Below are 25,815 nucleotides of genomic sequence, written 5' to 3' on the forward strand. Positions count from 1 at the left end.
GGCGTGGTACCTTCCCAAGTGGCTGGATAGGATCCTGCCGAACGTGGACGTCGAGGGCGAGGGGCTCACCGCCCTGCTGGAGGAACGCGACGAACACCACCACGACCGGGCAAGCCACACCGAAAGCGTGAACGCATGAGCGAACAGACCCTGAACCAGAACCCCGCGCAGGCCCCGCGCCTGCTGCTGGCCTCGGCCTCCCCCGGCCGGCGCCGGGTGCTCACCGATGCGGGCATCCGCTTTGACACCCAGGTGTCCTCCGTGGACGAGGACGCCGTGCTGGCCGCCGCCGAGGCGCAGCACGGTCCGCAGGACGCGGCCGCCACCGCGCTGCTGCTGGCCAAGGCCAAGGCCAAGGACGTTGCGGCCCAGGCCCCGGCCGGCACCTTGGTGCTGGGCTGTGATTCGGTGTTCGAGATCGACGGGGTCGCCTACGGCAAACCGCACACCGCGGACGTGGCCCGCCAGCGCTGGCAGCAGTTGCGCGGCTCCGCCGGGGTGCTGCATTCGGGACACTGGCTCATTGCCGCCGGCGGGGGCCGGTCCGTGGGGCTGGGCTCGGCAACCGTGGTGCACTTCGCCCAGGTCGGCGACGCGGAGATCGAGGCGTATGTAACCAGCGGCGAACCGTTGCCGTGCGCCGGTGCGTTCACCATCGACGGGCTGGCCTCCGCGTTCATCGAATCCATCGAGGGCAACTATCAAAGCGTGGTTGGCCTTGATGTGAGCATGCTGCGCCGGCTGCTGGCCGAGCATGGCGTGGCGATCACCGAACTCTGGGCCTAGCCGGCCGCTGAGAACCCTCAAGCATGAAATGCCCCGAACGGCGTGATCCGTTCGGGGCATTGTGTGTTGGGCCTATTCCGGCTGCTCGGGCCGTTCCACCCCCAGGTAGGTTTCCTCCGGCACCGGGGCGGCCACCTGTTCTCGCACGGCTTCCAGCAGGCGCGGGTCGTTGAGCAGCCGGAAATGCCCCATGGTCTCCAATTTGATGTTCTGGGCCCCCTGAAGCTGGCTGCCGCCGGGGATGTGCGGATCAAAGGAACTGTAGATGGAGGTGATCCGCGAATTCACCGCCAGGTTCGCGGCCAGCTGCAGCAGTCCGGCGTTGCGCGGCGAAAAGGCGCGCAGGGAACGGATCGGTGCGAAGCGGGCGTACACCGAGCCGGAGAACGGGGTGCTGATCGCCACCATCTTGGCAATCCGCTCGGGGTGCGGGGAGGCGCTCATGGCATGCTTGCCGATCAGCCCGCCCTTGCTGTGCGCCACGATGACCACCCCGTTCAGGTCATGTTCGGCCAGGTAGTCCGAAACCAGGCGGGACATTTGCGGCACGGTGCCCCGGTTGTACCCGATCCCGCTGACCGCATGCACCGGATGGCCGGCCTGGTGCAGGTGCCGGGCGACCGGGAGCAGGAATTGCCAGGTCTCCCAGATGCCCGGGATCAGCAGCACCGGCGCGGCCTGGGCATCGGAGTAACTGAGCAGCTCCTGCTCGGCCACCGGGCGCAGGAAAGCGCGGGCCTGCCAGTAACCGGCGTACAGGTAGTCCAGCAGCCAACCCTGGCCCCGGCGCAGTTGCCCCACGCCCCGCTCACGGATCCGATGCAGGCAGGCAGGGAGCTGGAGCGGTACGTGCCGGGTCAGTGCGCCGTGCAGCCGGTCCAGTAATCGAGCCATTCCTTCACGATACTAAAGAACGTTTCAGCCGCACCCCGCGGGTGCCGGTCTGCTGGGAATCACCGATTCGGTGTTGCCTGCGGAAGCAAGGCTGCCTATGCTCAGGGAACTTTCGACGGTGTCGGTCTTTGGCACGGCGTGAGACATGGGAGCAGAGGATGGTGTGCAACGAGACCGGGTTCGAGGTGTCGGCCCCACCGGGCCCGGCAGCGCGGACGGGCAGGGCCCTGGCCAGGGCCCAGGGCCTGTACTTGCTGGTGACCGGGGTGTGGCCGCTGCTGCACTACCGGAGTTTTGAAGCGGTGCTGGGCCCCAAGGTCGATGACTGGTTGGTCAGGTGCGTCAGCGGGCTCGCGGTTACGCTGGCCTACCAGCAGCTGCGCACGCGCGCCACGGGCCAAGGCTTGACCACGGCGCGCAGGATTGGCATCGGCGCTGCCCTGTCCTTCGGCGGCGTTGATCTTCGCTACGGCGGCAGCGGGCGCATCAGCCGGATCTACCTGCTTGACGCCGCCGTGCAGGCCTGCTGGGTGGCGGCCTGGATAAAAACCGCCTCCCCACCCCGGGCCCACCAAGCCGAGAGGTAGCTGGGGCACCCCGGCTACTTGCCGGTCGCAGGCTTGGTGCCCAGCAGCAGATTCAGGCCCCAGCCAAGGATGGTAATGAAGATGATCGCCCCGAGCATGGACAGCAGTTCGGCCGGGGTGCTCAAAATCCCCAGGCTGATGATCAATGTGGTGGCCCCGGCTGGCGGGTGTGGTTTGTTAGTCCAGGTCAGCACCAGCGTGGTCAGCGCGACCGATAGCGCCCCGGCCGCCACATGGGTGGGGCTCAGTCCCCCGACCGGGGTGGCGGCCTGATGTTGCAGGCCGAAGCCGTAGAGGCAGGCCGCCCCGGCGGCCAGGCCCACCAGGTGCCCGATCAGCGCGTTGGCGGGGCGCGCGGATTTCAGTTGCGGGGATTCGAAGAACAGCATCACCGTGGGTCCCAGGCTGGGAAAGAGCCAGGGTGATTTCAGGGCCAGGCCGATCCCGCCGCTGGCGGCCAGCACCAGCAGGCAGAGGATGGCCGCGTAGAGGCTGCTGCCCAGCCGGCCTTTGGACTCGGCCAGTCGGGCGTGCATCGCTTGCTTGGGCATGGGTCCCCTTCTCTCGGCCGCGCGGCTTTACTCGGCGACCAGCAGCGCCTGCGGGGCGGCCTGCTTCATCCGGGTGCTCAGCCACTTCAGCTGTTTTTCGGTTTCTTCCTCGCAGGCGCGTACCACGTCGAGCAGTTCCTCATCGCGCAGCCCCTGACCGGCCTGCTTCACCATGGTCCAGGTGATGTCCACCAGGGAGGCCAGCAGGTAGAGGTCCTGCAGATCGCGCAGCAGCCCCAGCGGCCCCTTGCGGGTTTCGCTCAGCCCGTCGGCGTGCAGGCGTTCGGGTTCGTCGTCGACGTCGCCCTGCCCGTAGCGCTGCACGATCGGCTGCAGGGCGCGCTGGTGCTCGTCGCATTGCTTGGCCAGGGTCTGGCAGATGAAGTGCACATCCGGTTCGTGGCCGTGCCCTTCGGCGACCTGGCGGAAGGACTCGGCCAGGGTGCTTTCGGATTTTTCCAGCAGACTCAGGTAGGTGGACAGGTTCATGGCTGCTCCTTGCTCGCAGGGTCATCCGACGGTGCTGCCGGAGGGAATTCTTCACTGGCCAGCGCGGCCGGCCCACCGGTGGTGGGCACCACCCGGCGGGAGCGCGCGGCGTGGTGGGGGTGGGCGGTTGGGTGGGAGGCGGTCGTGGTGGGGGCCGGGGCGGGGCCCTCTGCGTCGGCCACCTTGCGCAGGCGCACGGCCGCGTTTTTCAGTACCGGCTGCTTGGAGACCGGGTCCCATTCGGTCAGGGTCAGCTCATTCGCGGCCCGGTGTTCGGTGGCCGGGGTGCCGCCCTCATCCCAGTAGCCGTAGTGGAAGGGCGCGAAGATGGTCCCCTCGCGCACATCGCTGATGCGCAGGGCCGCGGTGATATGTCCGCGGCGGGATTCCACGCTGACGATGTCGCCCTCGTTCAGGCCCCCGGTGGCGGCGTCCACCGCGGAGATCTCCACCCAGGCCTGCGGGGCGGCGGCGTTCAGCTGGGGGCTGCGCCCGGTCTTGGTGCGGGTGTGGAAGTGGTAGGCGGTGCGCCCGGTGGTGTAGCGGAACGGGTAGCCGGTGTCCGGGGTTTCATGGGTGGGATGGTACGGCGCGGTCTTGAAGATGGCCCGCCCTGCCGGGTTCATCGCCTTGTAGGCCTGCGGCCCGACGGTGCCGCCGGTAAGCAGGTCGTGCCCGTAGGTTTCGCAGTAATCCGGGTCGGTGTTGAACACCCCATCCGTGTACAGCCGTTCGGTGCCCCCGGGCTGCTGTTCGGTGCACGGCCAGGGCACCCCGCTGCCCCCGCGCAGCGCCTGGTAGCTCAACGCACTGTAGTCGCATGGCCGCCCGCGGGTGCACAGCTTCCAGGCTTCGAACGCCTCCTCGGGCCCCTGCCAGTCCAGCAGCGGGCTGCCGTCCAGTTGGGTGAAGCCCATCCGCCGCGAATAGTCGATGAACGTCTCCAGGTCGCTGCGGGCCTGGCCGGGCGGGTCCACCGCCTTCTGCGAGAGGTGCACCGTGCGGTCCACGTTGGTGAAGGTCCCGGTTTTCTCACCCCATCCGGCCGCCGGCAGCACCACGTCGGCGTACTGCGCGGTTTCGGTCAGGTACAAGTCCTGCACCACCAGGAACAGGCCCCGACTGGCCAGGATGTCGCGGATGCGGGGCAGTTCGGGCAGTGACACGGCCGGGTTGGTGGCCGAAACCCACAGGAACTGGATGGAGCCCTGCTCCACGTAGCGGAAGATCTGCATGGCGTGGGTGGGCGGCGCCCAGTGCGGGATCGTGGCCGGATCCACGTTCCACAGTTGGGCCAACTCCTGCACGTGCTGCGGGTTTTCCCAGTTGCGGAAGCCGGACAGGTCCCCGTCGGCCCCGCATTCGCGATTGTTCTGGGCGGTGGGCTGACCGTTCATCTGCAGGATCCCGCTGCCGGGTTTGCCAATCAGCCCGCGCAGCAGGTGCAGGTTGTTCACGGCACAGGAGGAGGCGGTGGCCTGGGAGGACTGGTAGAAGCCCTGCAGCACGGTGGAGAGCACCCGTTCACTGGTGCCAAAGATCTCCGCGGCGCGGCGCACGTCCCGGGCGTCGACCCCGCAGGTGCGGGCCACCTCCTGTGGGGTCCACGGTTCGACGGTGGAGCGCAGTTCCTCCACGTTCATGGTGTGCCGGCGGATGTAGTCCTCGTCGATCCAGCCGTTGACGAACAGTTCGCGCACCAGCCCGTGCATCAGGGCCAGGTTGGTCCCCGGCTTCAGCGCCAGGTGCACCTCGGCGTGCCGGGCGACGTCGGTGTCCCGGGGATCCACGCACACCAGCCGGGGTTTGTCCGGCCCGGCCAGCCGGTCCAGCACCCGGGCCCAGAGCACGGTCTGGGTTTCGGCCATGTTGTGGCCGAACAGGAACATCGCATCGCATGCGTCAATGTCCCGATAGCTTCCGGGCTGCCCGTCGGAGCCGAAGGATTCCTTCAAGGCGGTGGCGGCGGTGGCGGTGCACAGCCGGGTATTGCCGTCCATGTGTGGGGTGCCGATCCCGGCCTTGCCCACGATCGCCTGGGCGTAGTACTCCTCCAGGAACAGTTGCCCGCTGGTGTAGAACCCGTGGCTGAGCGGCCCCTTGGTCTGCAGCAGGTGGCGGCTGCGCTGCACGATGCGCTCCATGGCGGTGTCCCAGTCGCAGGGAACCAGTTCCCCGTCCTGGCGGATCATGGGGGTGGTGAGCCGGTCGGGACTGTTCATGGCCTGCCAGCTGGCGAACAGCCCCTTGGGTCCAAGCCGGCCGTGGTTGACCCGGTCCGCAGCGCGTCCGCGCACCCCGACCATGGTTCCGTCCTTGACCGCGATGTCGATTCCGCAGCCGTTGCTGCACAGCACGCACGCGGACTGCACCCAGCGCTCAACCTCGGATTCCTCCACCCCCTCGGCCAGCACCTGGTCCACCCGCACCGGCCACCGCTCCTCGCGCCCGTACGGGGTGCGGGTGCCCCAGATTTTGGCGATCCGGTCAACCTTCCCCAAATCCTCGTGTCCCTGCTCAGCGCTCACCCGTTCAGCCATTGCCGTTCCTTCCATGCCAGTGTCCCCCGGGCTGCCCCGCCCGGGACCGCGGCCCAACCGTGGCGGTGTGCTGCGCCGCCGGTGCCGATGGTCTGGCCACGCTAGGCACGCCCATTTTCATGCCGCAACCATTCTTCGCTGACTCCTAGAAACCGTCCCCACCGAACCGGCTTTGTAGGAACCCTCCAAAAATTTCGGAGGTTCACCCCGGGATAGGCGGGTTATTACATGTAGTTCCCACAAAACCGATAGGCTCCCCTAGGAAGACTTTAGAAATCTTGAAGACAAGGCCCACCAATGAACCCATTGACGAAGGTGTTGATCGCCAACCGTGGCGAGATTGCGGTGCGCATCATCCGTGCCGCCCGTGACGAGGGCATCGAATCGGTTGCCGTGTACGCCGATTCGGACCGCGACGCCCTGCATGTCCGACTGGCCGACGAAGCCTACGCGCTGGGCGGGACCACGGCCGGCGACTCCTACCTTCGCATCGAGAAGATCCTGGATGTGGCCGAGCGCTCCGGCGCGGATGCCGTGCACCCGGGCTACGGGTTCCTGGCCGAGAACGCCGAGTTCGCCCAGGCCGTCATCGACGCCGGGCTGACCTGGATCGGGCCTCCCCCGGCCGCCATCGAACAGCTGGGTGACAAGGTGCAGGCCCGCCACATCGCCGAGAAGGTGGGCGCCCCGCTGGTGCCGGGCACCAAGGACCCGGTCGCCTCGGCCGAGGAGGTCTATGCCTTCGCCGATGAGTTCGGGCTGCCGCTGGCCATCAAGGCCGCCTACGGTGGCGGCGGGCGCGGCATCAAGGTGGTGCGTGAGCGCGAAAGCATCGGCGAGCTCTACGACTCGGCGGTGCGTGAGGCGACCGCCGCGTTTGGCCGCGGCGAATGCTTCATCGAACGTTTCCTGGACGCCCCACGCCACGTGGAGACCCAGTGCCTGGCCGACGCCGAGGGCAACGTGGTGGTCGTCTCCACCCGCGACTGCTCGCTGCAGCGGCGCAACCAGAAGCTGGTTGAGGAGGCCCCGGCCCCGTTCTTGAGCGGGGAGCAGGTCCAGCGCCTGTACGATTCCTCCAAGGCGATCCTGAAGGAGGCCGGCTACGTGGGTGCCGGCACCTGCGAATTCCTGGTCGGCCAGGATGGGGTGATCTCCTTCCTGGAGGTCAACACCCGCCTGCAGGTTGAGCATCCGGTCTCCGAGGAAGTCACCGGCCTGGACCTGGTGCGCGAGCAGTTCCGCCTGGCCCGCGGCGAGCAGCTGGGCTATGGCGATCCCGAGATCCGCGGGCACTCCTTCGAGTTCCGGATCAACGGGGAGGACGCCGGACGCGGCTTCATCCCCACCCCCGGCACCATCACCTCCATGACCCTGCCGGCCGGTCCGGGTGTCCGCCTGGATTCGGGCATCGAGGCCGGGGAGAGCGTCTCGGGCAACTTCGACTCGATGATCTCCAAGCTGATTGTCACCGGTTCCACCCGTGAGGTTGCCGCCGCCCGTGCCCGCCGCGCCCTGGAGGAGTTCCAGATCGAGGGGATGGCCACGGTGCTGCCCTTCCACCGTGCGGTGATGAGCGACCCGGCGTTCGTGCCCGAAACCGGCGCGTTCTCGGTGCACACCCGCTGGATCGAGACCGAGTTCAACACCCCGATCGAGCCGTTCGCGGCCGGCGTGGTGGACAGCGAGGAAGCGGACGAACGCACCAGCGTGACCGTGGAGGTCGGGGGCAAGCGCCTGGAGGTGACCCTGCCGGCGTCGCTGGGCAGCGTCACCGATGGCGCCGCGGCCAAGAACGGCAAGAAGAAGCGCAAGGGCACCCGCAAGGGCGGGGCCGCCGGGGCCGGGAACAGCACCGAGCTGCTCTCCCCGATGCAGGGAACCATCGTGAAGGTTGCGGTGAACGACGGGGACCCGGTGACCGCCGGGGACCTGATCGTGGTGTTGGAGGCCATGAAGATGGAGCAGCCGATCACCGCGCACCGCGATGGCGTGGTCAGCGGGCTGAAGGTCACCCCGGGTGAGACCCTTTCGGCCGGGGCCGTGATCGCCTCGATCAACGACTCCGAATAGCCTCGGGTTTTTGGGCGGCGGCCGGGTTGGTGCATGAGGCACGAACCCGGCCGCCGCTTTGGCGCCGCCCCGGTGTCGGGCGTCCCGAACCGGCGGTGGCCGCTCAGGCGGCCCGATCTCGCGTAGAACGCAACCAGGGGCCACAATCCGCGTTATGCGCCTTGAACTTCGGCGGCGGCGACGCCTATACCCAAACACCCCTGAGACCCATCGTCTTCACCCTCTTGGCCGGCCTCTCGCCCAAATGGAACTCGAGTCCAAACGCGGGCGCATCACTGACTCCGTTATCAAGCGCCGCACCCCCGGCGGCGACCACGTAGGCCGGGGCCCCACCTGGTCTGCTTTCAGGAATTTCATTCCCAGCTGTTGTCGCTAGGACCCTAGCGGCAGCGGCTGGTGGCGAAAAACCCGGGCGGAAATGGTCCGTTGACGTGGCAATGGTGCGGCGCAGCCCCCGAGGTTGTTGGGGGTGCACCGCACCATTGTCTGTTTGAGCTGACCGGCTACACGGTTCCCGTCCGCTGGTCGCTGAGGGTGTTTAATCGACGTAGTTCTCGATGTCCACGTCGCGGGTGTCACGGGTCATCAGCAGTGCGATCAGGGTCGCGACTGCCGCAATGGCCAGGTAGACGCCCACCCCGACGGTGCTGCCCTCCCCGGCATTCCACAGGGCAATGGCCACAAACGAAGCCGGGGCGGCACCGATCACCGAGGACAGGTTGTAGGCGACTGCCGAACCGGTGTAGCGCACATTGGAGGGGAAGAGCTCGGGCAGGTAGGCCGCCATCGGCCCGAAGGTCAGGCCCATCAGGGTGAACCCCACGATCAGCCCGGCCATGGCCGCACCCTTGCCCGGTCCGAAGAACAGGGTCCAGGCGGCGCCGAAGACCAGGATGCCCACGGTGACGTAGATCAGGAACTTGCGACGTCCGTACTTCTCGGCCAGCGGGCCGGAGGCGACGGTGAAGATGCCGAAGAAGACCACCCCGATGATCAGCATCGTCAGGAACTCGGGGCGGGCGATGCCCAGGCCCGGCACGAAGGAGGCCGGATCAAAGCTCTTGCCGGCGGCTTCGGCGGCGGCCTGCGCCTGCTCCGGGGTGGCGGCCGCGGTGCCGTAGGTAAGCGTGAAGGAGGTCATCAGGTAGAACAGCACGTAGGTGGCGAACATGATGAATGTTCCGGCCAGCACCGGACGCCAGTGCCGCTTCATGGTGACGCTGAACGGGGACTTGACCACCTTCTTCTGTTCCACGACCTTCATGAACGAGGTGGATTCAACCAGCTTCAGGCGCACCCACAGGCCCACGATGACCATGACCAGGGAGAACCAGAACGGTACGCGCCAGCCCCAGGCCAAAAACGCCTCGGGACTCAGCCAGGTCTGCAATGCAACGAACATCAGGTTGGCGATGATGAAGCCGACCGGAGCGCCCAGCTGCGGGAAGGTGCCGTACACGGCGCGCTTGTTCTTCGGGGCGTTTTCGGTGGCCAGCAGGGCTGCGCCGGACCATTCGCCACCCAGGGCCAGGCCCTGGGCAAAACGCAGCAGCACCAACGCCAGCGGAGCCAGCACCACCCAGCCGCCCTGGGCCGGGGGCAGGAAGCCGATCAGGAAGGTAGCAATCCCCATGGTCATCAGCGAGGCGACCAGCGTGCCCTTGCGTCCCAGCTTGTCGCCGTAGTGCCCGAAGACAATTGAGCCCAGCGGACGGGCCAGGAAGGCCACACCGAAGATTGCGAACGAGGAGAGGATCGCGTTGATGGTGGTTGCGTTCGGGAAGAACAGGGCCGGGAAGACCAGGACGGACGCGGTAGCGTACGCGTAGAAGTCGAAGAACTCGATGGTGGTGCCGATCATCGAAGCAAAGAGCACGCGTCCGCGCGTGTTCTGTTTCGGGACCGCTACCTGGCTTGCCTGAGACATGGAGGCGTCTCCTTCAAAGGTGCGAAAAGCGAAAAATGTATGGATCCAGCTTACTGCGCCAAGTCCACATAGCGGATTTTGTGTCCATTATTTGGACAATGTTTACGCTGGTGCTCTCAAATGCTGGTCGTGGCCGGATTCGAGCAACGTGCTACAGAGAATAACCACTAGATCCGCCACTGGGAAGAGGTAGGAAAGGAGCCACGGCCGGCGGCAGGCAGGGAAACGGGGCCGCGGAAGGCTCAGCGACGCATTGAGGCGGTTTAGCGCAGCGAGACAAAGCACTCCAATGGCGCCCCGGGATTCTCCTCGGCCCGGTGAAACCCCAGTGCGCGATAGAAGGAGGCCAGCGCCGGATCCGCGTCGGTGAGCAGAACCGTTTGGCGCACCCGCGCATAAGGCCGCAGCACCTCAAGGACCAGACGCCGCCCCAGACCGCGGCGCTGGTGATCCGGATGCACCAGCACATCTTGCAGATAGCAGATCGTTTGTCCGTCCCCGACCACGCGGGCCAGGCCGACCAACCGCGTTTGGTCCCACGCCGTCACGGTGTGCAGGCTCGCGGCAAGCGCCTGCAGCAGTATGTCCGGCTGATCGGTGTAGGCCCCCCAGCCCACGGCATCATAAAGCGCCACGACCTCATCGCGCACACTCCGCGGGCCATCCAGACTCTGCAGCCGATACACGGGCGCTCCACCACCTAAAACTTGCTTCCGAACCGACGCCTGCCGGGCCTGGTTGTAGCCTACCCTCCGGGCCGGGCCCGCTTGTCCGCGGCGGCAACTGACGGCGCCGCGGCACGGGGCTTCGGTTAACGATCCGTGGCGGGCTGGCGGCCCAACCGGGGCAACGCCAGCCCGCCACGGGGCGAACACAGAATTGAGGGTTACATGTGCCGGTGCAGGCGGCGGGCCGCCTCGGCCAGCGACCCGGCCAGTGACGGGTAGACGGTGAAGGTCTCGGCCACGTCATCCACATGTAGGTTGTTCTGCACGGCCAGGGCCAGCGAGTAGATCAGTTCACTGGCGCGCGGGGCAACCACCACGCCGCCGATCACGGTGCCAGAGCCCTTGCGGGAGACGATCTTGACGAACCCCTCCTCCATGTTCATCATCTTGGCTCGGGCGTTGGTGGCCAGGTCAACCTTGACGATGTTCGCCTGGTACTTGCCCTCGGCCACGGCGCGCTGGGAGACACCAACGGTCGCGATTTCCGGGGAGGTGAAGATGTTCGAGGAGACCAGGTCCAGGTTGATCGGCTTGACCGAGTCGCCCAGCAGGTGGGCCACGGCGATGCGTCCCTGCATGGCCGAGACCGAGGCCAGGTTGAACACCCCGGTGCAGTCCCCGGCCGCGTACACGTTGTTGGCGGTGGTGCGCGAAACCCCGTCGACCCGGATGTGCCCCGAATCGGTCAGCTGCACCCCGGCCTCCTCCAGGCCCAGGCCCTTGGTGTTCGGGATCGAGCCCACGGCGACCAGGCAGTGGCTGCCTTCCAGCACGCGCCCGTCGGCGAGGGTGACCAGCACCTTGTCGCCCTGGCGGGTGACGGCTTCGGCACGGGCCTGGGAGACCACGTTCAGGCCGTTGCGCTTGAACACGTCCTCCAGCACCCCGGCGGCGTCGGCGTCCTCACCGGGCAGGACCCGGTCGCGGGAGGACACCAGGGTGACTTTGGCGCCCAGCAGGTTGTAGGCGCTGGCGAACTCGGCGCCGGTGACGCCCGAACCGATGACGATCAGGTGCTCGGGCACGTCATTCATGTTATAGATCTGGGTCCAGTTGAAGATCCGCTCACCATCGGGCTTGGCGGTGGGCAGTTCGCGCGGGTGGGCGCCGGTGGCCAGCAGCACCGCGTCGGCGTCCAGCTTCTGGAGGCTGCCGTCGGTGCCGGTGACCTCCACGGTGTGGGCGTCCAGCAGACGCCCCTCCCCGATCAGGATGCGCACCCCGGCCCGCTCCAGGCCGTTGCGGATGTCCGCGGACTGCTCCTTGGCCAGGTCCAGCAGCCGGTGGTTGACCACCGCGAAGTCGGTTTCGGCGTCGTCCAGCCCCTCGATCTTCACCCCGAAGCTGGAGGAGTGCTTGGCCCGGCGCACCACGTCGGCGGTGGCGATCAGGGTCTTGGAGGGCACCACGTCGGTCAGCACCGCCGAACCGCCCATGCCGGCACGTTCCACGATGGTTACGTTGGCGCCCAGTTGGGCCGCGCCGATGGCCGCCTCGTAGCCGCCCGGCCCGCCGCCGATGATTACTAGTCTGGTTGCTTCATTCCTGCGTTCTGTGCTCACGCACCCCATTGTCTCTTATTGGGCCAGCGCGTGCACATTCGCCCGGTGCGCGCCCGCGCGGGCCGGGTTCAACTGACAAAAACGCATACCGGGCGGTAGCGTATTGCCGTGACTACTTTTGATATTGATCCCAGTGCCCTGGCCCAGGAAGCGGCCGGGGCGATCGCCGAGGCCACCGGCGTTGCCAAGCACGATTTGGCCGTGGTCCTCGGCTCCGGGTGGGGCCAGGCCGCCGAACTGATCGGCGAGACCACCCACACCCTGGACGCGGCCACCATTCCCGGTTTCCACGCCCCGGCGGTGCCCGGGCACAAGGGCCACATTTCCTCGATCCTCACCCGGGACGGCAAGCGGGTGCTGGTGCTGGGGGCGCGCTCCCACTTCTATGAGGGGCGCGGGGTGCGCGCGGTGGTGCACCCGATCCGCACAGCGGCGGCCGCCGGCTGCACCCAGCTGGTGTTGACCAACGGCTGCGGCGGGCTGAACCCGAACTGGGCCCCGGGCACCCCGGTGCTGATCTCGGACCACATCAACCTCACCGCCGCCTCCCCGCTGGAGGGGGCCACGTTCGTGGACCTGACCGACCTGTACTCCTCGCGCCTGCGCCGAATCGCGCGCGAGGTGGACCCGAGCCTGGATGAGGGCGTGTACGCCCAGTTCACCGGCCCGCACTACGAAACCCCGGCCGAGGTGCAGTACGCCAAGGTGATTGGGGCGAACCTGGTGGGCATGTCCACCGCCCTGGAGGCCATTGCCGCCCGCCATGCCGGGATGGAGGTCTTCGGCATTTCCCTGGTGACCAACCTGGCCGCCGGGATCAGCGACATGGCCCTGAGCCACGAAGAGGTCATCGAAGCCGGGCAGGCGGCCGGGCCGCGGATCTCCAAGCTGTTGGCCGAGATCATCTCCCGCTTCTAGTCACGGCGTTTCACGCCCCCAGCAAAGGTAGGCACACAGTTGATCGACAGCACCGGCAACGCACAGCTGCTCGCCCGGGCCCAGGCCTGGGCGGCAAGTGACCCCGACCCGCAGACCCAGGCCGAGCTGGCCTCGCTAATCCAGGGCGCCCAGGCCGGCCAGGCCGATGCGCTACAGGATTTGACCGAGCGCTTCAGCGCCAATCTGGCCTTTGGCACGGCCGGGCTGCGGGCCGAGCTGGGGGCCGGGCCGATGCGGATGAACCGCGTGGTCGTGCGCCGCACCGCCGCCGGGATCGCCCGCTTCCTGGCCCACCGCGCCCAGCGCGCCTACACCCCGAGCGTGGTGGTGGGCTTTGACGCCCGCCACAATTCGCACCAGTTCGCCCTGGATTCGGCGGCGATCTTCACCGCCGCCGGATTCGACGTGCACCTGATGCCGTCCCCGCTGCCCACCCCCGTGCTGGCCTGGGCGGTACGCGAGCTGGGCGCCGAGGCCGGGGTGATGGTCACCGCCAGCCACAACCCGCCCCAGGACAACGGATACAAGGTCTACGTTGGCGGGCGGGTCAGCGACGAGCATGGGCGCGGCGCCCAGATCGTCGCCCCGATCGACGCGGAAATTGCCGCCCTGATTGACCACGACCAGCCGGTCGATGACATCCTGCTGGCCCCCTCCGGCTGGCAGGTGCTGCCCGCCGCCGGGCAGCCGGGGGACATTGAGGCCCGTTACCTGAAGGCGATTGCCAAGGTGATCCCGGAGGCCGGCGCACAACACCCGGCCGCCCGCGAACAGCTGCGCATCGTGGTCAGTGCGATGCACGGGGTGGGCGGGCACACCATGGCCCAGGCCCTGGCCGGGGCCGGCTTCAGCGACGTGCACCAGGTGCCGGAGCAGGCCGAACCGGACCCGCAGTTCCCCACCGTCGCGTTCCCGAACCCTGAGGAGCCCGGGGCCATCGACCTGTCCCTGCAGCTGGCCCAGCGGCTGGAGGCGGACCTGGTGATCGCCAACGACCCGGACGCGGACCGCTGCGCCGCTGCGGTGCACACCGAGTACGGATGGCGGATGCTGCGCGGGGACGAGGTGGGATGGCTGCTGGGCGACTACCTGGCACCGCGCCTGCCCGAGGGCGCGGTGCTGGCCAACTCGATTGTTTCCTCCCGGATGCTGGGCTCGATCGCGGCCGCCGCCGGACGCCCACATGCCCAGACGCTGACCGGTTTCAAGTGGATCTCCCGGGTTCCACACCTGGGCTTCGGCTACGAGGAGGCCCTGGGCTACTGCGTGGCCCCGGAACTGGTGCGGGACAAGGACGGGATATCGGCCGGGCTGGTGCTGGCCGAACTGGCCAGCGAGCTGAAGGCCGCCGGTTCGAGCCTGGCCCGGCGCCTGGAGGAACTGGCCGCGGCCCACGGCGTGCATGTCACCGACCAGCTCTCACTGCGCTTCACCGACCTGTCGCGGATCCCCGTGCTGATGCAGCGGGTGCGCACGCACGCCCCGCGCACCCTGGCCGGGGCACCGGTCAGCGAGGTGGTGGACCTGGCCCGCGCAGGCGCGCAGCTGCCGGCCACCGATGCGGTGGTGCTGCACACCGCCAACCGGGCCCGGGTCATCATCCGTCCCTCCGGCACCGAACCGAAACTCAAGTGCTACATCGAGACCATCGTGTCGGTGGAACCAGGAGTCCCGGTGGGCGCACTGCGTGAGCAGGCTACCGCCGAGTGCGTGGCCATCAAGGCCGAACTCGCCGAATTTTTCGCCGATAGCTAGCCCCCACCCGCAGGTCCTGAAGGGACCCCACGATTTCACAGTTCGCTTTTAGTGTTCGGCTGCGGTCCTTGGACCCCAGCCCCAACGATTGGCAAGGATGATCATGACCGAACTTTCCGCCCAGGACATTGCCGGGTACATCGACCACACGCTGCTGGCGCAGAACGCCTCCCGGGAGCAGATCGTGCAGATCTGTACCGAGGCCAAGCAGTACCACTTCAAGTCGGTGTGCGTGAACCCGCTGTGGGTTTCCACCGTTGCCCGTGAGCTGGCCGGCAGTGACGTGCTCACCTGCTCGGTCATCGGCTTCCCGTTGGGGGCCAGCACCACCGAAACCAAGGTGTTTGAGGCCAAGCAGGCGATCTCCGACGGCGCGAACGAGATTGACATGGTCATCGACGTGGCCGCCGCGCTGCGCGGGGATGGGGACGCGCTGGTCAACGACATCTTCGCGGTCGCCCAGGCAGTGCATGAGGGCGGGGCGATCTTGAAGGTCATCATTGAAACCGCCCTGCTGGACGAGTCGGCCAAGGTGCTGGCCTGCACCTCCGCCAAGTCCGCGGGCGCCGACTTCGTGAAGACCTCCACTGGCTTCTCCACCGGCGGGGCCACCGTGGAGGATGTGGAGCTGATGCGCCGCACCGTGGGCGAACAGATGGGCGTCAAGGCCTCCGGCGGGGTGCGCACCTTGGAAACCGCGCGGGCCATGATCGCCGCCGGCGCCACCCGTCTTGGGTCCAGCTCAGGAGTTGCTATCCTAGAGGGAGGACAAGGCGGGACCGGCTACTAACCGGCCGCAGGTTTTCGTTCCACAAGGAGAAATAGTGTACTCGAACGACAAGAACGTCTCCCACTCCGGCGAGGGTCGCCTGGTTGGCAACGTCATCAGCTTTGTGATCTTCTTCGTCATGTTCGCCGGTGGCATCTACGCCCTGTCGTTCTGGTCGCTGGACAACGCCTGGATCCCCTCGATCCTGTGCTTCGCCCTGGTCTCCCTGGGCTTCGCCATTCCGATGCACCTGATGGGGCGCGCCGACTCGGCCGAAGTCACCATGCACCAGAACGACTAAGACCTGCCGCGACGTTAGTCACCGCACCGGCAAAAAGGTGGATGGATCCGCACGGATCCATCCACCTTTTTCGTTCCCTGGTGCGTGGGCCTACCGCCCGGTCCGGCCGACGCGCGGGCCGGCAGGAACGGGCTGGTGGGATCAGGCCCCGGTGCCGGCGGCCGAGGGGGCCGGCTGGGTTTCGAACAGGTTGTAGAGCAGCTGTTCGGCCCAGTCCAGGATCTCCTCGTCGGCCAGCGGGCGTCCGCCCACCGGGGCGGTGCGCGGACGATCGAAGAAGATCGCGTTCAGCGCCGGCTTGTTCGCTGCCCCCGGATACAGCCGCTCCACGCGCACCTGGCGGGAGGCGGGCAGGTCCTCGATCTTCGCCGGGGCGACCTTCACGTGGTTGCCGATCAGCTGGATGTCGCTCAGGCCCGCTGCCCGGGCCCGGATCCGCAGCCCGGCCACCCGCAACAAGTTCTGCACCGGGGCCGGCATCTTGCCGTAGCGGTCCACCAGCTCCTCCCCCACCTCGGCCAGCGCCTCGGGGGTCTCGGCGGAGGCGATGTTGCGGTACGCCTCCAGGCGCAGCCGTTCGCCGGGCACGTAGTCGTGGGGCAGGTGGGCGTTGACCGGCAGCTCGATCTTCATTTCCGCCGGCTCGGTGTCCCCCTCCCCCTTGTAGTCGGCCACGGCCTCCCCGACTAGGCGCAGGTACAGGTCGAAGCCCACCCCGGCGATGTGCCCGGACTGTTCCCCGCCCAGCAGGTTGCCCGCCCCGCGCAGTTCCAGGTCCTTCATCGCCAGCTGGTAGCCCGAGCCGAGTTCATTGTGCGCCGCGACCGCCTTCAGCCGCTCCAGGGCCACCTCGCCCAGCGGCTTTTCGGCGTCCCACAGGAAGTAGGCGTAGGCCCGTTCCCGGGCCCGGCCCACGCGCCCGCGCAGCTGGTGCAGCTGGGACAGGCCGTAGTTGTTGGCCCGGTCCACGATCAGCGTGTTCGCGTTAGAAATGTCCAGGCCGGTTTCGATGATGGTGGTGGAAACCAGCACATCAAACTTGCGTTCCCAGAAGTCCTGGATGATCCGTTCCAGGCGGGATTCACTCATCTTGCCGTGGGCCACCTCAACCCGCGCCTCGGGCACCAGCTCGCGCAGTTCGGCGGCGACCCGCTCAATCGAGGAAACCCGGTTGTGCACGAAGAACACCTGACCGTCACGCATCAGCTCGCGGCGGATCGCCGCGGAGATCTGCTTGTCGGTGCGTGGACCCACATAGGTGAGCACCGGGTGGCGCTCCTCCGGCGGGGTGGCCAGCGTGGAGGTTTCCCGGATCCCGGTCAGGCTCATCTCCAGGGTGCGCGGGATCGGGGTGGCGCTCATGGCCAGCACATCCACGTTGGTGCGCAGCTTCTTCAGCTCCTCCTTGTGCTCCACGCCGAAGCGCTGCTCCTCGTCGATGATCACCAGGCCCAGGTTCTTGAACTCCACGTTCTTGGACAGCAGCCGGTGGGTGCCGATGACGATGTCCACGCTGCCGTCCTTAAGCCCGGCGAGCACCTCCTTGGCTTCCTTGGCGGTCTGGAAGCGCGAGAGCGCCTTCACCCGCACTGGGAATCCGGAGTAGCGTTCGGTGAACGTCTGGTAGTGCTGGGAAGCCAGCAGCGTGGTGGGCACCAGCAGGGCCACCTGCTTGGAGTCCTGCACCGCCTTGAAGGCGGCGCGCACCGCGATCTCGGTCTTGCCAAAGCCCACGTCCCCGGAGATCAGCCGGTCCATCGGGACCTGCTTTTCCATATCGGCCTTCACCTCGTTGATGGCGGTGAGCTGGTCCGGGGTCTCCACATAGGCGAAGGCCTCCTCCAGCTCCGACTGCCAGGGGGTGTCGGATCCAAAGGCGTGGCCGCGGCTGGCCATGCGCGCCGAGTACAGCTTGATCAGGTCCCCGGCGATCTGCTTGACCGCCTTGCGGGCCTTGGACTTCGTGTTCGACCAGTCCGACCCGCCCATCTTGGACAGGCTGGGTGATTCGGCGCCCACGTAGCGGGTGATGGTGTCCAGCTGGTCCATGGGCACGAACAAGCGGTCGCCGGGGGCGCCGCGCTTGGAGGGGGCGTACTCCACCACCAGGTATTCGCGCCTGGCGTCCTTGGAGGACCCGGCGACCTTGCGGGCCACCAGCTCCACGAACTTGCCGATGCCGTGCTGCTCATGCACGATGTAGTCCCCGGCGACCAGGGACAGCGGGTCCACCGCGTTGCGTTTGCGCTTGGCGGTCATCTTCTTGCCGGCGCGCGGGGCGTAGGCGCTGGAGCGGCCCAGCAGGTCGGCCTCGGTGAGCAGGCCGAACTTCAGCTCATCGAACACGAACCCGCGTCCGGCCTGCGCCTGGGTGATCTCAATCAGCCCCGGGGTGGGGTCCTGGGAGATCTGCTCCACCCGGTGGGCCGGGATCTGGTATTCGTGGAACAGCTGGGAGAGCCGGGCGGCCGGGCCGGGGCCCTCAGTGGCGACCACCAGGCGCCACTCATCGCGGATCCGGGAGGAGATGAACGCCATCATTTCCTCGATGTCCCCCTGGTAACCGCGCGGTTCGCGGGCGTGCACCCGGATGGTCTCGGCTCCCAGCTCCAGTTCCTCATCGGCGCCCAGTGAGGTCACCGCCCACCAGGAAACCTCGGCCGCCGCGGCGTGCTCCACCGTCTCGCTCAACGAGGCGAAGTCGCCCGAGGCCAGCTGGCGCCCGGCCTCCGCGGTGGACAGATCCAGCGGCGCATTGGCCCCATCGGAGGCCGAGGCCCAGGCGGCGGCCAAAAATTCGGCGTTCGTCTCATTCAGGTCGTGGGCCCGGGTGCGCACCCGTTCTGGCTCCATGACCAGCGCCACCGAGGAGGCCGGCAGCAGCGAGAGCAGCGGCACCATCTTGTCCACCAGCACCGGGGCGAGGGACTCCATGCCCTCCACGGCGATCCCCCCGGCGATCTTCGTCAGCATTTCGGTGGCCGCGGGGAACTGATCGGCCAGTTTCGCGGCCCGGCTCATCACCTTCGCGGTGATCAGCAGTTCGCGGCAGGGGGTGGCGGTGATCTGCTCCGGCGCCTGGTCGCTCATGGAGCGCTGGTCAGCGATCGAGAAGTAGCGCATGGTGTCGATCTCGTCACCGAAGAAGTCAATGCGCACCGGGTGGTCCAGGGTCGGGGGGAAGACGTCGATGATGCCGCCGCGCACCGCAAACTCCCCGCGGTGGGTCACCATGTCCACCCGGGCGTAGGCCGCCGCGGCCAGGTCCTTGATCACCTGGTCGAACCCGGGTTCGGCCCCCAGCACCAGCTGCACCGGGCGCAGCTGTCCCAGTCCCTGCACTAGAGGCTGCAGGACCGCGCGGATCGGGGCGATGATCACCTTCAGGTTCGGATCGCCGTCATGCAGCCGGCGCAGCACCTCCAGGCGCCGGCCCACGGTGTCGCTGCGCGGGGAGAGCCGTTCGTGCGGCAGGGTTTCCCAGGAGGGGAACTCGGCGACCGAGGCCCGGTCCATGTAGGCGCCAAGCGATTCGGAGACCTCCTCGGCCTCCCGCCCGGTGGCGGTGACAACCAGCACCACCCCCTCATGCTCGGCGGCGACCAGCGCGTCACTGACTTGGGCGCTGAGGATGGCGCGCATCCCGGCGGGCGCGGCGATCTCAATCTCGGTGCTGCGCGTGGAATAGGGTCGGGCGGCGTTCTCGTGGATCCTCTTGAATGACGTCTCGGTGCGCAGGAAATCATGCAGTCCGTGCAGGGTCATGACAGTCAACGGTCCTCTCGCGGCAATTCTGGGTGGGGCAGCTCGACGCTGGGCATGTCGGGGGCGGACATGTCGGTGACGGGCATGCGCGCAGCACGACGGGCGGCCTTCGGGGTTCCGGGGGCCGCGCAACAGATCAAATGGTGTTTCGCCATGCCCTCCTAGCCTACCCAACCGGTGCTGGCCGGTAGGCTAGATTGTGATCGATTCACCGGGAACATTAACCGGTGGGTACCCGCAGCGAATAACAAAGGATTGGCAACGCATCCATGGCACTGAACGCTAGCACCCAGATTCCCCACCCGGTTTCCGACATTATCGCCACGCTGACGAACCGCGAGTTCGCCGAGCACCTGACCACCCTGGCCAAGGGAACCCTGACCGACTTCTCCGTCCAGGGCGACACCGCTGGCGCTTTTACCCTGATCACCGTGCGCGCGTTGCCCACCGATCGGGTGCCGGACATGGCCAAGAAGTTCGTTGGCTCCTCCGTGGAAGTCACTCAGACCGAGAAGTGGGGCGCCCCGGATGCCTCGGGCAGCCGCACCGCCACGGTGGACATCTCGGTGGGCGGGGTGCCGGTGAGCGTCAGTGGCTCGGAGACGTTGGACGCGAACGCCGAGGGCACCAATTTCGCCATTGAGGCAAAAGTCTCCTCCTCCATTCCGTTCATTGGCGGCAAGATCGCTTCGGCGGCCGAGCCGTACCTGGGCAAGGCCCTGAACATGCAGGCAGCCCAGGTCAACGCCTGGTTGTCGAAGTAAGTCCGTTCTTCCCGCCAGCCCAAGGCCCGGTGACCACGACGTCGGTGGACGCCGGGCTTTGCTTGTGAGCTGCGGCTCAAATCGATACTGTTGTCTTTGGTGTGCCGGGAAGTCTGGTCGGCGGAAAATGTTCATCCAAGTAGTAAGCGAGACCCTTCATGCCCCAAACACCCTCGCCAGGACAGCACCGCCTGTTCTCCCGCCCGAGCTATCCCGAATTCATCCGCATCGGCAAGATCCTGCGCAAGGAAACCGTCGGCGGGATGCTGCTGATCGCCGGTGCGGTTCTCGCCCTGATCTGGGCCAACACCCCCTGGAGCGATTCATACTTCGCGTTGCGCGACTTCCACTTCGGGCCCGAGATCTTCGGCGTGAACCTGGATCTGTCCCTCGGGCACTGGGCGGCCGATGCCTTGCTGGCCATCTTCTTCTTCCTCACCGGGTTGGAGCTGAAGAAGGAATTCGTGATCGGCGACCTGCGGCGTTTCAAGACCGCCGTTGTGCCGGTGACGGCCGCGTTTGGCGGTGTACTGGTCCCGGCCCTGTTCTACACGATCATCAACTTCTCCGCCGGTGAGGAAACCCTGCGCGGCTGGGCGATTCCCACCGCCACCGATATTGCGTTCGCGGTCGCGGTGCTGGCCGTCATCGGTTCGGCCCTGCCCACTGCGCTGCGCATCTTCCTGCTGACCCTGGCCGTGGTCGATGACTTGATCGCGATCGTGATCATCGCATTTGTCTTCACCGACGAGCTGAAGCTGAATTACCTGGGCCTGGCCCTGATCCCGATTGCCGCGTTTACCATCCTGGCCTACGCCTTCGGCAAGCTCTTCGCTAACCATGCTTGGGCGGCTTGGCTGCTGTTGCTGCCGTTGGGCGTATTGACCTGGATCTTCGTTTTCGGTTCGGGGATCCACGCCACCATTGCCGGCGTGGTGCTGGGCTTCTGCGTACCGGTCAAGCGCCGCCACCCGGGGCGCGGACGGGGACTGGCCCAAGAGTTCGAGCACCGCTTCCGGCCACTGTCCAGTGGGTTCGCGATCCCGGTGTTCGCCTTCTTCTCCGCCGGCGTCTCGGTGGTGGGCATGGAATCGGCCGGCGAACTGTTCCTGGATCCGGTGTTCTGGGGCATTGTCATCGGCCTGGTGGTCGGCAAGCCGATCGGCATCATGGGTTCGACCTGGGTGCTGACCAAGTTCACCAAGGCTTCCCTGGATGAGGACACCAAGTGGGGCGACCTGCTGGGCGTGACGCTGCTGGCCGGCATCGGCTTCACCGTCTCACTGCTGGTCTCCGAGCTGTCCTTCGGCCTGCAGTCCCCGCACTACGAGCACGCGAAGGTGGCGATCCTTACCGGATCGTTTGTCGCCGCGATCCTCGGCGCACTGTGGCTGGTGCCGCGTAACCGCCGCTACCGGGTCATCCACGAACGTGAAACCCGGGACGAAAACAAGGACGGGGTCCCGGACGTCTACCAGCAGGACAGCTGATTTGCTCACGCCTCCTGCGGGTGTGAGCCCGGTAAGGCAACTATCCTGATGAACACGTCAGCCCTTGGAAACCAGCGGTTTCCAAGGGCTGACGTGTTCCTCCGGGAACCGCGCCGTTGCTACGGCCTGCCGGCGTGCTATTGGCCATTGGCGGCCAGCAGGGCGGCCTCTGCGGCCACCCAGGAAAGCATGGCGCATTTGACCCGTGCCGGGAACTTGGAGACCCCGGCAAAGGCGGCCGCGTCCTCCAGGGCCTCCTCATCGGGGATGGCGGTTCCGCGGGAGCGCATCATCTCACGGAAGAGCCCCAGGCGCTCCATGAATTCATCACGGCTCAGCCCGGTGGCCAGCTCGGTGAGCACCGAGGCCGAGGCCATGGAAATCGAGCACCCTTCCCCTTCCCAGCTGATGGTCTGCAGGCCCCCGTCCTCGCCCAGTTCGACACGGACCTTAATCTGGTCCCCGCAGATGGGATTGTGCTGGTGGGATTCGCCGTGCCGGTGGCCCTGGCCGGGCTGCTGCAACGGGGATCCGGTGCGCGTCTTGGCGTGGTCCAGGATGACCTGTTGGTAGAGCTGATCGAGGTCGTTCACTTAGACTCCAAAATACTTTCGAACCGAGCCGACGGCTTCGATGAGCCGGGCGATGTCTTCTTCGGTGTTGTACAAATAGGTGCTGGCGCGGGTGGTGGCGGTGACACCCAGGGCCCGGTGCAGCGGCTGGGCGCAATGGTGACCCACCCGGACCGCAATGCCCCGCGAGTCCAAGTACTGGCCCACGTCGTGCGGATGCACGCCGGTGACTTCAAATGGGACTGTGCCGATGCGCGGGGCATCGGTGGGACCGAAGACCCGCACGCCTTCAAGGTTCGCCAGGCCCTGCAGCAGCAGCCCTCCCAGGCGCTCTTCCCATTCGGCGATGCGCTGCATGCCGATTTCGTCCAGGTAGCTGGCCGCAGTGGCCAGGCCGTGGGCCTGGGAGACCCGCTGGGTTCCGGCCTCAAAGCGCTGGGGCGAGGGCAGGTATTCGGCGTGTTCCATGTCCACCAGGGTGATCATGGATCCACCGGTGAGGAACGGGGGCATCGCGTCGAGCAGTTCGGCCCGGCCGTAGAGGGCCCCGATGCCTGTGGGGCCGAGCATCTTGTGCCCGGAGAAGGCCATGAAGTCCACGTCCAGGTTCTTCACGTTCACCGGCAGGTGTGGAACCGATTGGCAGCCGTCGAGCACCGTCAGGGCCCCGACCCGGCGGGCGGCCTGCACGAACTTCGGGACGTCGATCACGGTGCCCAGCACGTTCGAGACGTGGGTGAAGGCGACCACCTTGGTGCGTTCGGTGACCAGCTCGTCCAACAGGTCGTAGCGCAGCACCCCCTGATCACTGACCGGGACGTAGCGCAGCGTGGCGCCGGTGCGGAAGGCCAGCTCCTGCCACGGGATCAGATTCGCGTGGTGTTCCAGTTCGGTGACCAGGATCTCGTCGCCCGGGCCAAAGGCGAAGCGGCGAGCCTCCGCTCCCCCGCGGCCCAGTGAGGCGTTGGAGAAGGAGTAGGTCAGCAGGTTCAACGCCTCGGTGGCATTCGAGGTCCACACCAGCTCGTTTGGTGCCGCCCCAATGAAGGAGGCGACCGTCGCACGGGCGTTTTCGAAGACGTCGGTGGCCTCCACAGCCAGGCTGTGCGCACCACGGTGCACCGCCGCGTTGGCGGTTTCGTAGAAATGCTGCTCGGCCTCGTAGACGCAGCGCGGTTTTTGGCTGGTGGCCCCGGAGTCCAGGTAGACCAACTCGTGGCCAGAGACCGGTTGATCGAGAATCTGGAAGTCTGCCTTGATCCGCGCGACTTCCTGACTCGTCAATGGCTGCTGCAGGGTCGAAGTGGTGCTACTTGCCAAATGCACGTGTCCCTCCGGTGGTGGTGGTGGCCTCTCCCCGCGCAATGATTAGGGAAAGCGAACATGGGCTAATTATTCCACCTCATCCGCGAACTGACACCTAAGCCGGTCCTTAGTTAGCGGCCCCTGCCCGTTAACGCGAAGACGCCGACAACTGACTCTTGGGGGAGTTAGGCCGTACTTGGGGGAGGCCTGTCAGCTGTCGGCGTCTTCATCGGCCTCTCAACCGAAGCCGAATGAGAGAATATAGCCATACTTTTTGGCGCACAACTGGACTATTACTGCTTGGTAGATTGCTTGCGCGTACTCTTAGCAAACGGGGTTGACTAAGTATTTTAGGAGCCGTGGAATTTTAGTTGTGTGCGTTCCAGGCCCTGGGTGATCAGGCTTTCCACCGCGTCGGCCGCACGGTCCAAATGCAGCGGCAGGCTGGCGCGTTCGGTCTTGGAAAAGTCGCGCAGCACCCAGTCCGCGGTCTCCATGCGGCCAGGTGGACGACCTACGCCAACCCGCACGCGCAGGTAGTCTTTGGTGCCCAGTGCCTTGGAGATATCCCGCAGGCCGTTGTGTCCACCCTCTCCCCCGCCCTGCTTGAGCTTGATCTGCTCGAAGGGGATGTCGACCTCGTCGTGCACGACGATCACGTGGTCGGGGCTGACGGAGAAGAACTTCGCCAGTTTGCCCACCGGTTGACCCGATAGGTTCATATAGGTGCCGGGCTTGGCCAGCACGAGGCGTGGCCCGCCGATTCCCATGCGGCCCTGGATGATTTGGGCGCGTGAAGGATGGGATTTGAACTTGCCGCCCACGCGGGAGGCCATTTCGTCGAGCACCATGTGCCCGACATTGTGTCTATTGCCAGCGTAGCCGGGCCCGGGATTCCCGAGCCCGGCTACCAGCCAGGTCTCATCACTCATGATGATCAGCTATGGGTCTGCTGCGTTGCTTAGGCGGCAACCATCAGGTCGATGTGATCGATGTTGCGGCTCAGCGCGTTGATCTGCAGCTCCTTGACGGTGGTCTTGACTTCCTTGCCATCCACGTTCAGGACCAGCTCAACGGAGCGGTCGCGGACGGCCAGGGTGGTTTCCTGGGCCGGCAGCAGCACGTGCAGCGGCTGGGAGCTTGCGCCGTAGACCACGGCAGGGATCTTGGCATCGCGGCGGGCACGGCGGGCAGCGCCCTTGCCGAAGTCTTCGCGGACGATGGCGTCGAGGTTTACAGAGCTCATGGTGTTCTCCTTCGGTTGTTCAATGCTTCGTTGTCGCCCTCGCGTGGACCAGGGAAGCATCGGCACAAAGCCCACCGAAGTGGTTCTCACCGAGCGTTTCCGGCCTTGTCGATAACGGTCCCGGCTCTTGACAGCCGGTCCCCTCGCCTGGGCACAGTCAATGATTCTAGCAGTGCCTGCGCGCTGGATGAAAACCTGTTGCCGGAAACACACGGCGGGAAGCCCGCCAAGTCGGTGGGCCAGCGCTCCGGCACCGTCCAAAGGGTGCGCGTCATCGCATAGGATGGCGAACAATCAGCTGTTTTTTTGGAAGGACGATCATGGCAGGCAAGGAACCGGCAATGTCACCCTCGGATCTGCCCGTCGGGCCGGTTCTGGATCGCGCCAGCGGTCCACGCCGCGCTGAGGCCGAGCAGCTGCTGGAGCTGTTCGGACAGATCAGTGGGCAGGAACCGGTGGTGTGGGCCGGACGCATTATCGGCTTCGGGCAGTACGAGTACCGGTACGCCACCGGCCATGGTGGGCAGGCCCCGTTGCTGGCCTTTGCCCCGGGCGCGAGCCGGCACACCATCTACCTGGTTAGCGACTTTGCCCAGCGGTGGCCGCAGCTGCTGGAACGACTGGGCAAATACAGGGCGAGCAAGGCGTGCCTGTATTTGACCCGGCTTGAGGGTGTGGACCAGGCGGCGCTGCGCGAACTGCTGGAAGCTTCCCTCGCCGCAACCCTGGCCGACCCCTTTGCGGTGAACTGAGCCGGGCCGCCGGGCACCTT

The 25,815-nt window shown here is 66.7% G+C and carries 23 protein-coding genes; 10 read left to right on the top strand and 13 right to left on the bottom strand.

From position 1 onward, the window contains the following. Positions 1-135 precede the first annotated feature (135 nt). Positions 136-786, top strand: coding sequence for a Maf family protein (locus RCJ92_RS07415; RefSeq protein ID WP_446754214.1), 651 nt, complete (start codon positions 136-138; stop codon positions 784-786). A gap of 72 nt (positions 787-858) precedes the next feature. Here RCJ92_RS07415 and RCJ92_RS07420 read toward each other — a convergent pair whose 3' ends face one another. Further along, positions 859-1,680 (bottom strand): esterase/lipase family protein, encoded by an 822-nt coding sequence (locus RCJ92_RS07420; protein WP_175419313.1) that lies wholly within the window; start codon positions 1,678-1,680, stop codon positions 859-861. Between the two features lie 158 nt (positions 1,681-1,838). Between RCJ92_RS07420 and RCJ92_RS07425 the strand changes: the two genes are divergently transcribed. Then, positions 1,839-2,267, top strand: a complete 429-nt coding sequence (locus RCJ92_RS07425) for a hypothetical protein (RefSeq protein WP_446754215.1) — start codon at positions 1,839-1,841, stop codon at positions 2,265-2,267. 14 nt (positions 2,268-2,281) lie between these two features. On the opposite strand, the gene RCJ92_RS07430 is transcribed toward RCJ92_RS07425, so the two are convergent. From RCJ92_RS07430 to RCJ92_RS07440, 3 genes are read right to left on the bottom strand one after another with little or no spacing between them, the layout of a single operon-like run. After that, the gene (locus RCJ92_RS07430) at positions 2,282-2,818 is read right to left on the bottom strand and encodes an HPP family protein (RefSeq protein ID WP_138175327.1); all 537 of its coding nucleotides are present in this window, start codon (positions 2,816-2,818) and stop codon (positions 2,282-2,284) included. Between the two features lie 27 nt (positions 2,819-2,845). Further along, positions 2,846-3,307, bottom strand: a complete 462-nt coding sequence (locus RCJ92_RS07435) for a hypothetical protein (RefSeq protein WP_138175329.1) — start codon at positions 3,305-3,307, stop codon at positions 2,846-2,848. Beyond that, on the bottom strand, positions 3,304-5,847 hold the full coding sequence (locus RCJ92_RS07440) for a molybdopterin oxidoreductase family protein (RefSeq protein ID WP_446754216.1): 2,544 nt from the start codon (positions 5,845-5,847) through the stop codon (positions 3,304-3,306). The genes RCJ92_RS07435 and RCJ92_RS07440 overlap by 4 nt, the downstream gene beginning before the upstream one ends. Positions 5,848-6,144: 297 nt before the next feature. Between RCJ92_RS07440 and RCJ92_RS07445 the strand changes: the two genes are divergently transcribed. After that, complete coding sequence (locus RCJ92_RS07445; RefSeq protein ID WP_446754217.1) at positions 6,145-7,920, top strand: acetyl/propionyl/methylcrotonyl-CoA carboxylase subunit alpha; 1,776 nt, start codon at positions 6,145-6,147, stop codon at positions 7,918-7,920. A gap of 538 nt (positions 7,921-8,458) precedes the next feature. On the opposite strand, the gene RCJ92_RS07450 is transcribed toward RCJ92_RS07445, so the two are convergent. The 3 genes from RCJ92_RS07450 to RCJ92_RS07460 form a co-directional block, all read right to left on the bottom strand. Further along, complete coding sequence (locus RCJ92_RS07450; RefSeq protein WP_446754218.1) at positions 8,459-9,847, bottom strand: MFS transporter; 1,389 nt, start codon at positions 9,845-9,847, stop codon at positions 8,459-8,461. Between the two features lie 263 nt (positions 9,848-10,110). Beyond that, entirely contained in the window at positions 10,111-10,533 is a 423-nt protein-coding gene (locus tag RCJ92_RS07455) for a GNAT family N-acetyltransferase (protein WP_446754219.1), read from the bottom strand. Between the two features lie 200 nt (positions 10,534-10,733). After that, the gene (locus tag RCJ92_RS07460; protein ID WP_446754220.1) at positions 10,734-12,146 is read right to left on the bottom strand and encodes an NAD(P)H-quinone dehydrogenase; all 1,413 of its coding nucleotides are present in this window, start codon (positions 12,144-12,146) and stop codon (positions 10,734-10,736) included. 99 nt (positions 12,147-12,245) lie between these two features. Here RCJ92_RS07460 and RCJ92_RS07465 point away from each other — a divergent pair, with 99 nt between their 5' ends. The 4 genes from RCJ92_RS07465 (at position 12,246) to RCJ92_RS07480 (ending at position 15,901) form a co-directional block, all read left to right on the top strand. Further along, a complete protein-coding gene (locus RCJ92_RS07465; RefSeq protein ID WP_446754221.1) occupies positions 12,246-13,055 on the top strand; it encodes a purine-nucleoside phosphorylase in 810 nt (269 codons plus the stop codon). Between the two features lie 42 nt (positions 13,056-13,097). Continuing rightward, positions 13,098-14,831 carry a phospho-sugar mutase gene (locus RCJ92_RS07470; protein WP_446754232.1) on the top strand — a complete coding sequence of 578 codons (1,734 nt, stop codon included), beginning with the start codon at positions 13,098-13,100 and terminating at the stop codon, positions 14,829-14,831. A gap of 103 nt (positions 14,832-14,934) precedes the next feature. Continuing rightward, positions 14,935-15,621, top strand: coding sequence for a deoxyribose-phosphate aldolase (gene deoC, locus RCJ92_RS07475; RefSeq protein WP_138925762.1), 687 nt, complete (start codon positions 14,935-14,937; stop codon positions 15,619-15,621). A 34-nt stretch (positions 15,622-15,655) separates the two neighbouring features. Further along, positions 15,656-15,901 (top strand): hypothetical protein, encoded by a 246-nt coding sequence (locus RCJ92_RS07480; RefSeq protein WP_138175343.1) that lies wholly within the window; start codon positions 15,656-15,658, stop codon positions 15,899-15,901. A 141-nt stretch (positions 15,902-16,042) separates the two neighbouring features. Here RCJ92_RS07480 and mfd read toward each other — a convergent pair whose 3' ends face one another. Beyond that, on the bottom strand, positions 16,043-19,666 hold the full coding sequence (gene mfd, locus RCJ92_RS07485) for a transcription-repair coupling factor (protein WP_446754222.1): 3,624 nt from the start codon (positions 19,664-19,666) through the stop codon (positions 16,043-16,045). 5 nt (positions 19,667-19,671) lie between these two features. Beyond that, the gene (locus RCJ92_RS07490) at positions 19,672-19,821 is read right to left on the bottom strand and encodes a hypothetical protein (RefSeq protein WP_446754223.1); all 150 of its coding nucleotides are present in this window, start codon (positions 19,819-19,821) and stop codon (positions 19,672-19,674) included. Positions 19,822-19,935: 114 nt separating this feature from the next. On the opposite strand from RCJ92_RS07490, the gene RCJ92_RS07495 reads away from it, so the two are divergent. Both RCJ92_RS07495 and nhaA read left to right on the top strand, forming a co-directional pair. Continuing rightward, on the top strand, positions 19,936-20,430 hold the full coding sequence (locus tag RCJ92_RS07495; protein ID WP_446754224.1) for a DUF2505 domain-containing protein: 495 nt from the start codon (positions 19,936-19,938) through the stop codon (positions 20,428-20,430). A 158-nt stretch (positions 20,431-20,588) separates the two neighbouring features. Next, positions 20,589-21,920 carry a Na+/H+ antiporter NhaA gene (nhaA, locus tag RCJ92_RS07500; protein ID WP_446754225.1) on the top strand — a complete coding sequence of 444 codons (1,332 nt, stop codon included), beginning with the start codon at positions 20,589-20,591 and terminating at the stop codon, positions 21,918-21,920. 137 nt (positions 21,921-22,057) lie between these two features. On the opposite strand, the gene sufU is transcribed toward nhaA, so the two are convergent. The 4 genes from sufU to RCJ92_RS07520 form a co-directional block, all read right to left on the bottom strand. Beyond that, a complete protein-coding gene (gene sufU, locus RCJ92_RS07505) occupies positions 22,058-22,513 on the bottom strand; it encodes a Fe-S cluster assembly sulfur transfer protein SufU (protein ID WP_446754226.1) in 456 nt (151 codons plus the stop codon). Continuing rightward, entirely contained in the window at positions 22,514-23,812 is a 1,299-nt protein-coding gene (locus tag RCJ92_RS07510) for a SufS family cysteine desulfurase (protein ID WP_138925758.1), read from the bottom strand. It abuts the gene before it with no gap. Positions 23,813-24,147: 335 nt separating this feature from the next. After that, positions 24,148-24,729: an aminoacyl-tRNA hydrolase gene (gene pth / locus RCJ92_RS07515; protein WP_446754227.1), complete on the bottom strand. Its 582-nt coding sequence runs from the start codon at positions 24,727-24,729 to the stop codon at positions 24,148-24,150. 29 nt (positions 24,730-24,758) lie between these two features. Continuing rightward, positions 24,759-25,043 carry a 50S ribosomal protein L25 gene (locus tag RCJ92_RS07520; RefSeq protein ID WP_138175357.1) on the bottom strand — a complete coding sequence of 95 codons (285 nt, stop codon included), beginning with the start codon at positions 25,041-25,043 and terminating at the stop codon, positions 24,759-24,761. A 341-nt stretch (positions 25,044-25,384) separates the two neighbouring features. Here RCJ92_RS07520 and RCJ92_RS07525 point away from each other — a divergent pair, with 341 nt between their 5' ends. After that, positions 25,385-25,795 carry a DUF1801 domain-containing protein gene (locus tag RCJ92_RS07525; protein ID WP_246049735.1) on the top strand — a complete coding sequence of 137 codons (411 nt, stop codon included), beginning with the start codon at positions 25,385-25,387 and terminating at the stop codon, positions 25,793-25,795. Positions 25,796-25,815: the final 20 nt, after the last annotated feature.

It is taken from the genome of Glutamicibacter sp. BSL13 (genome assembly GCF_052928425.1).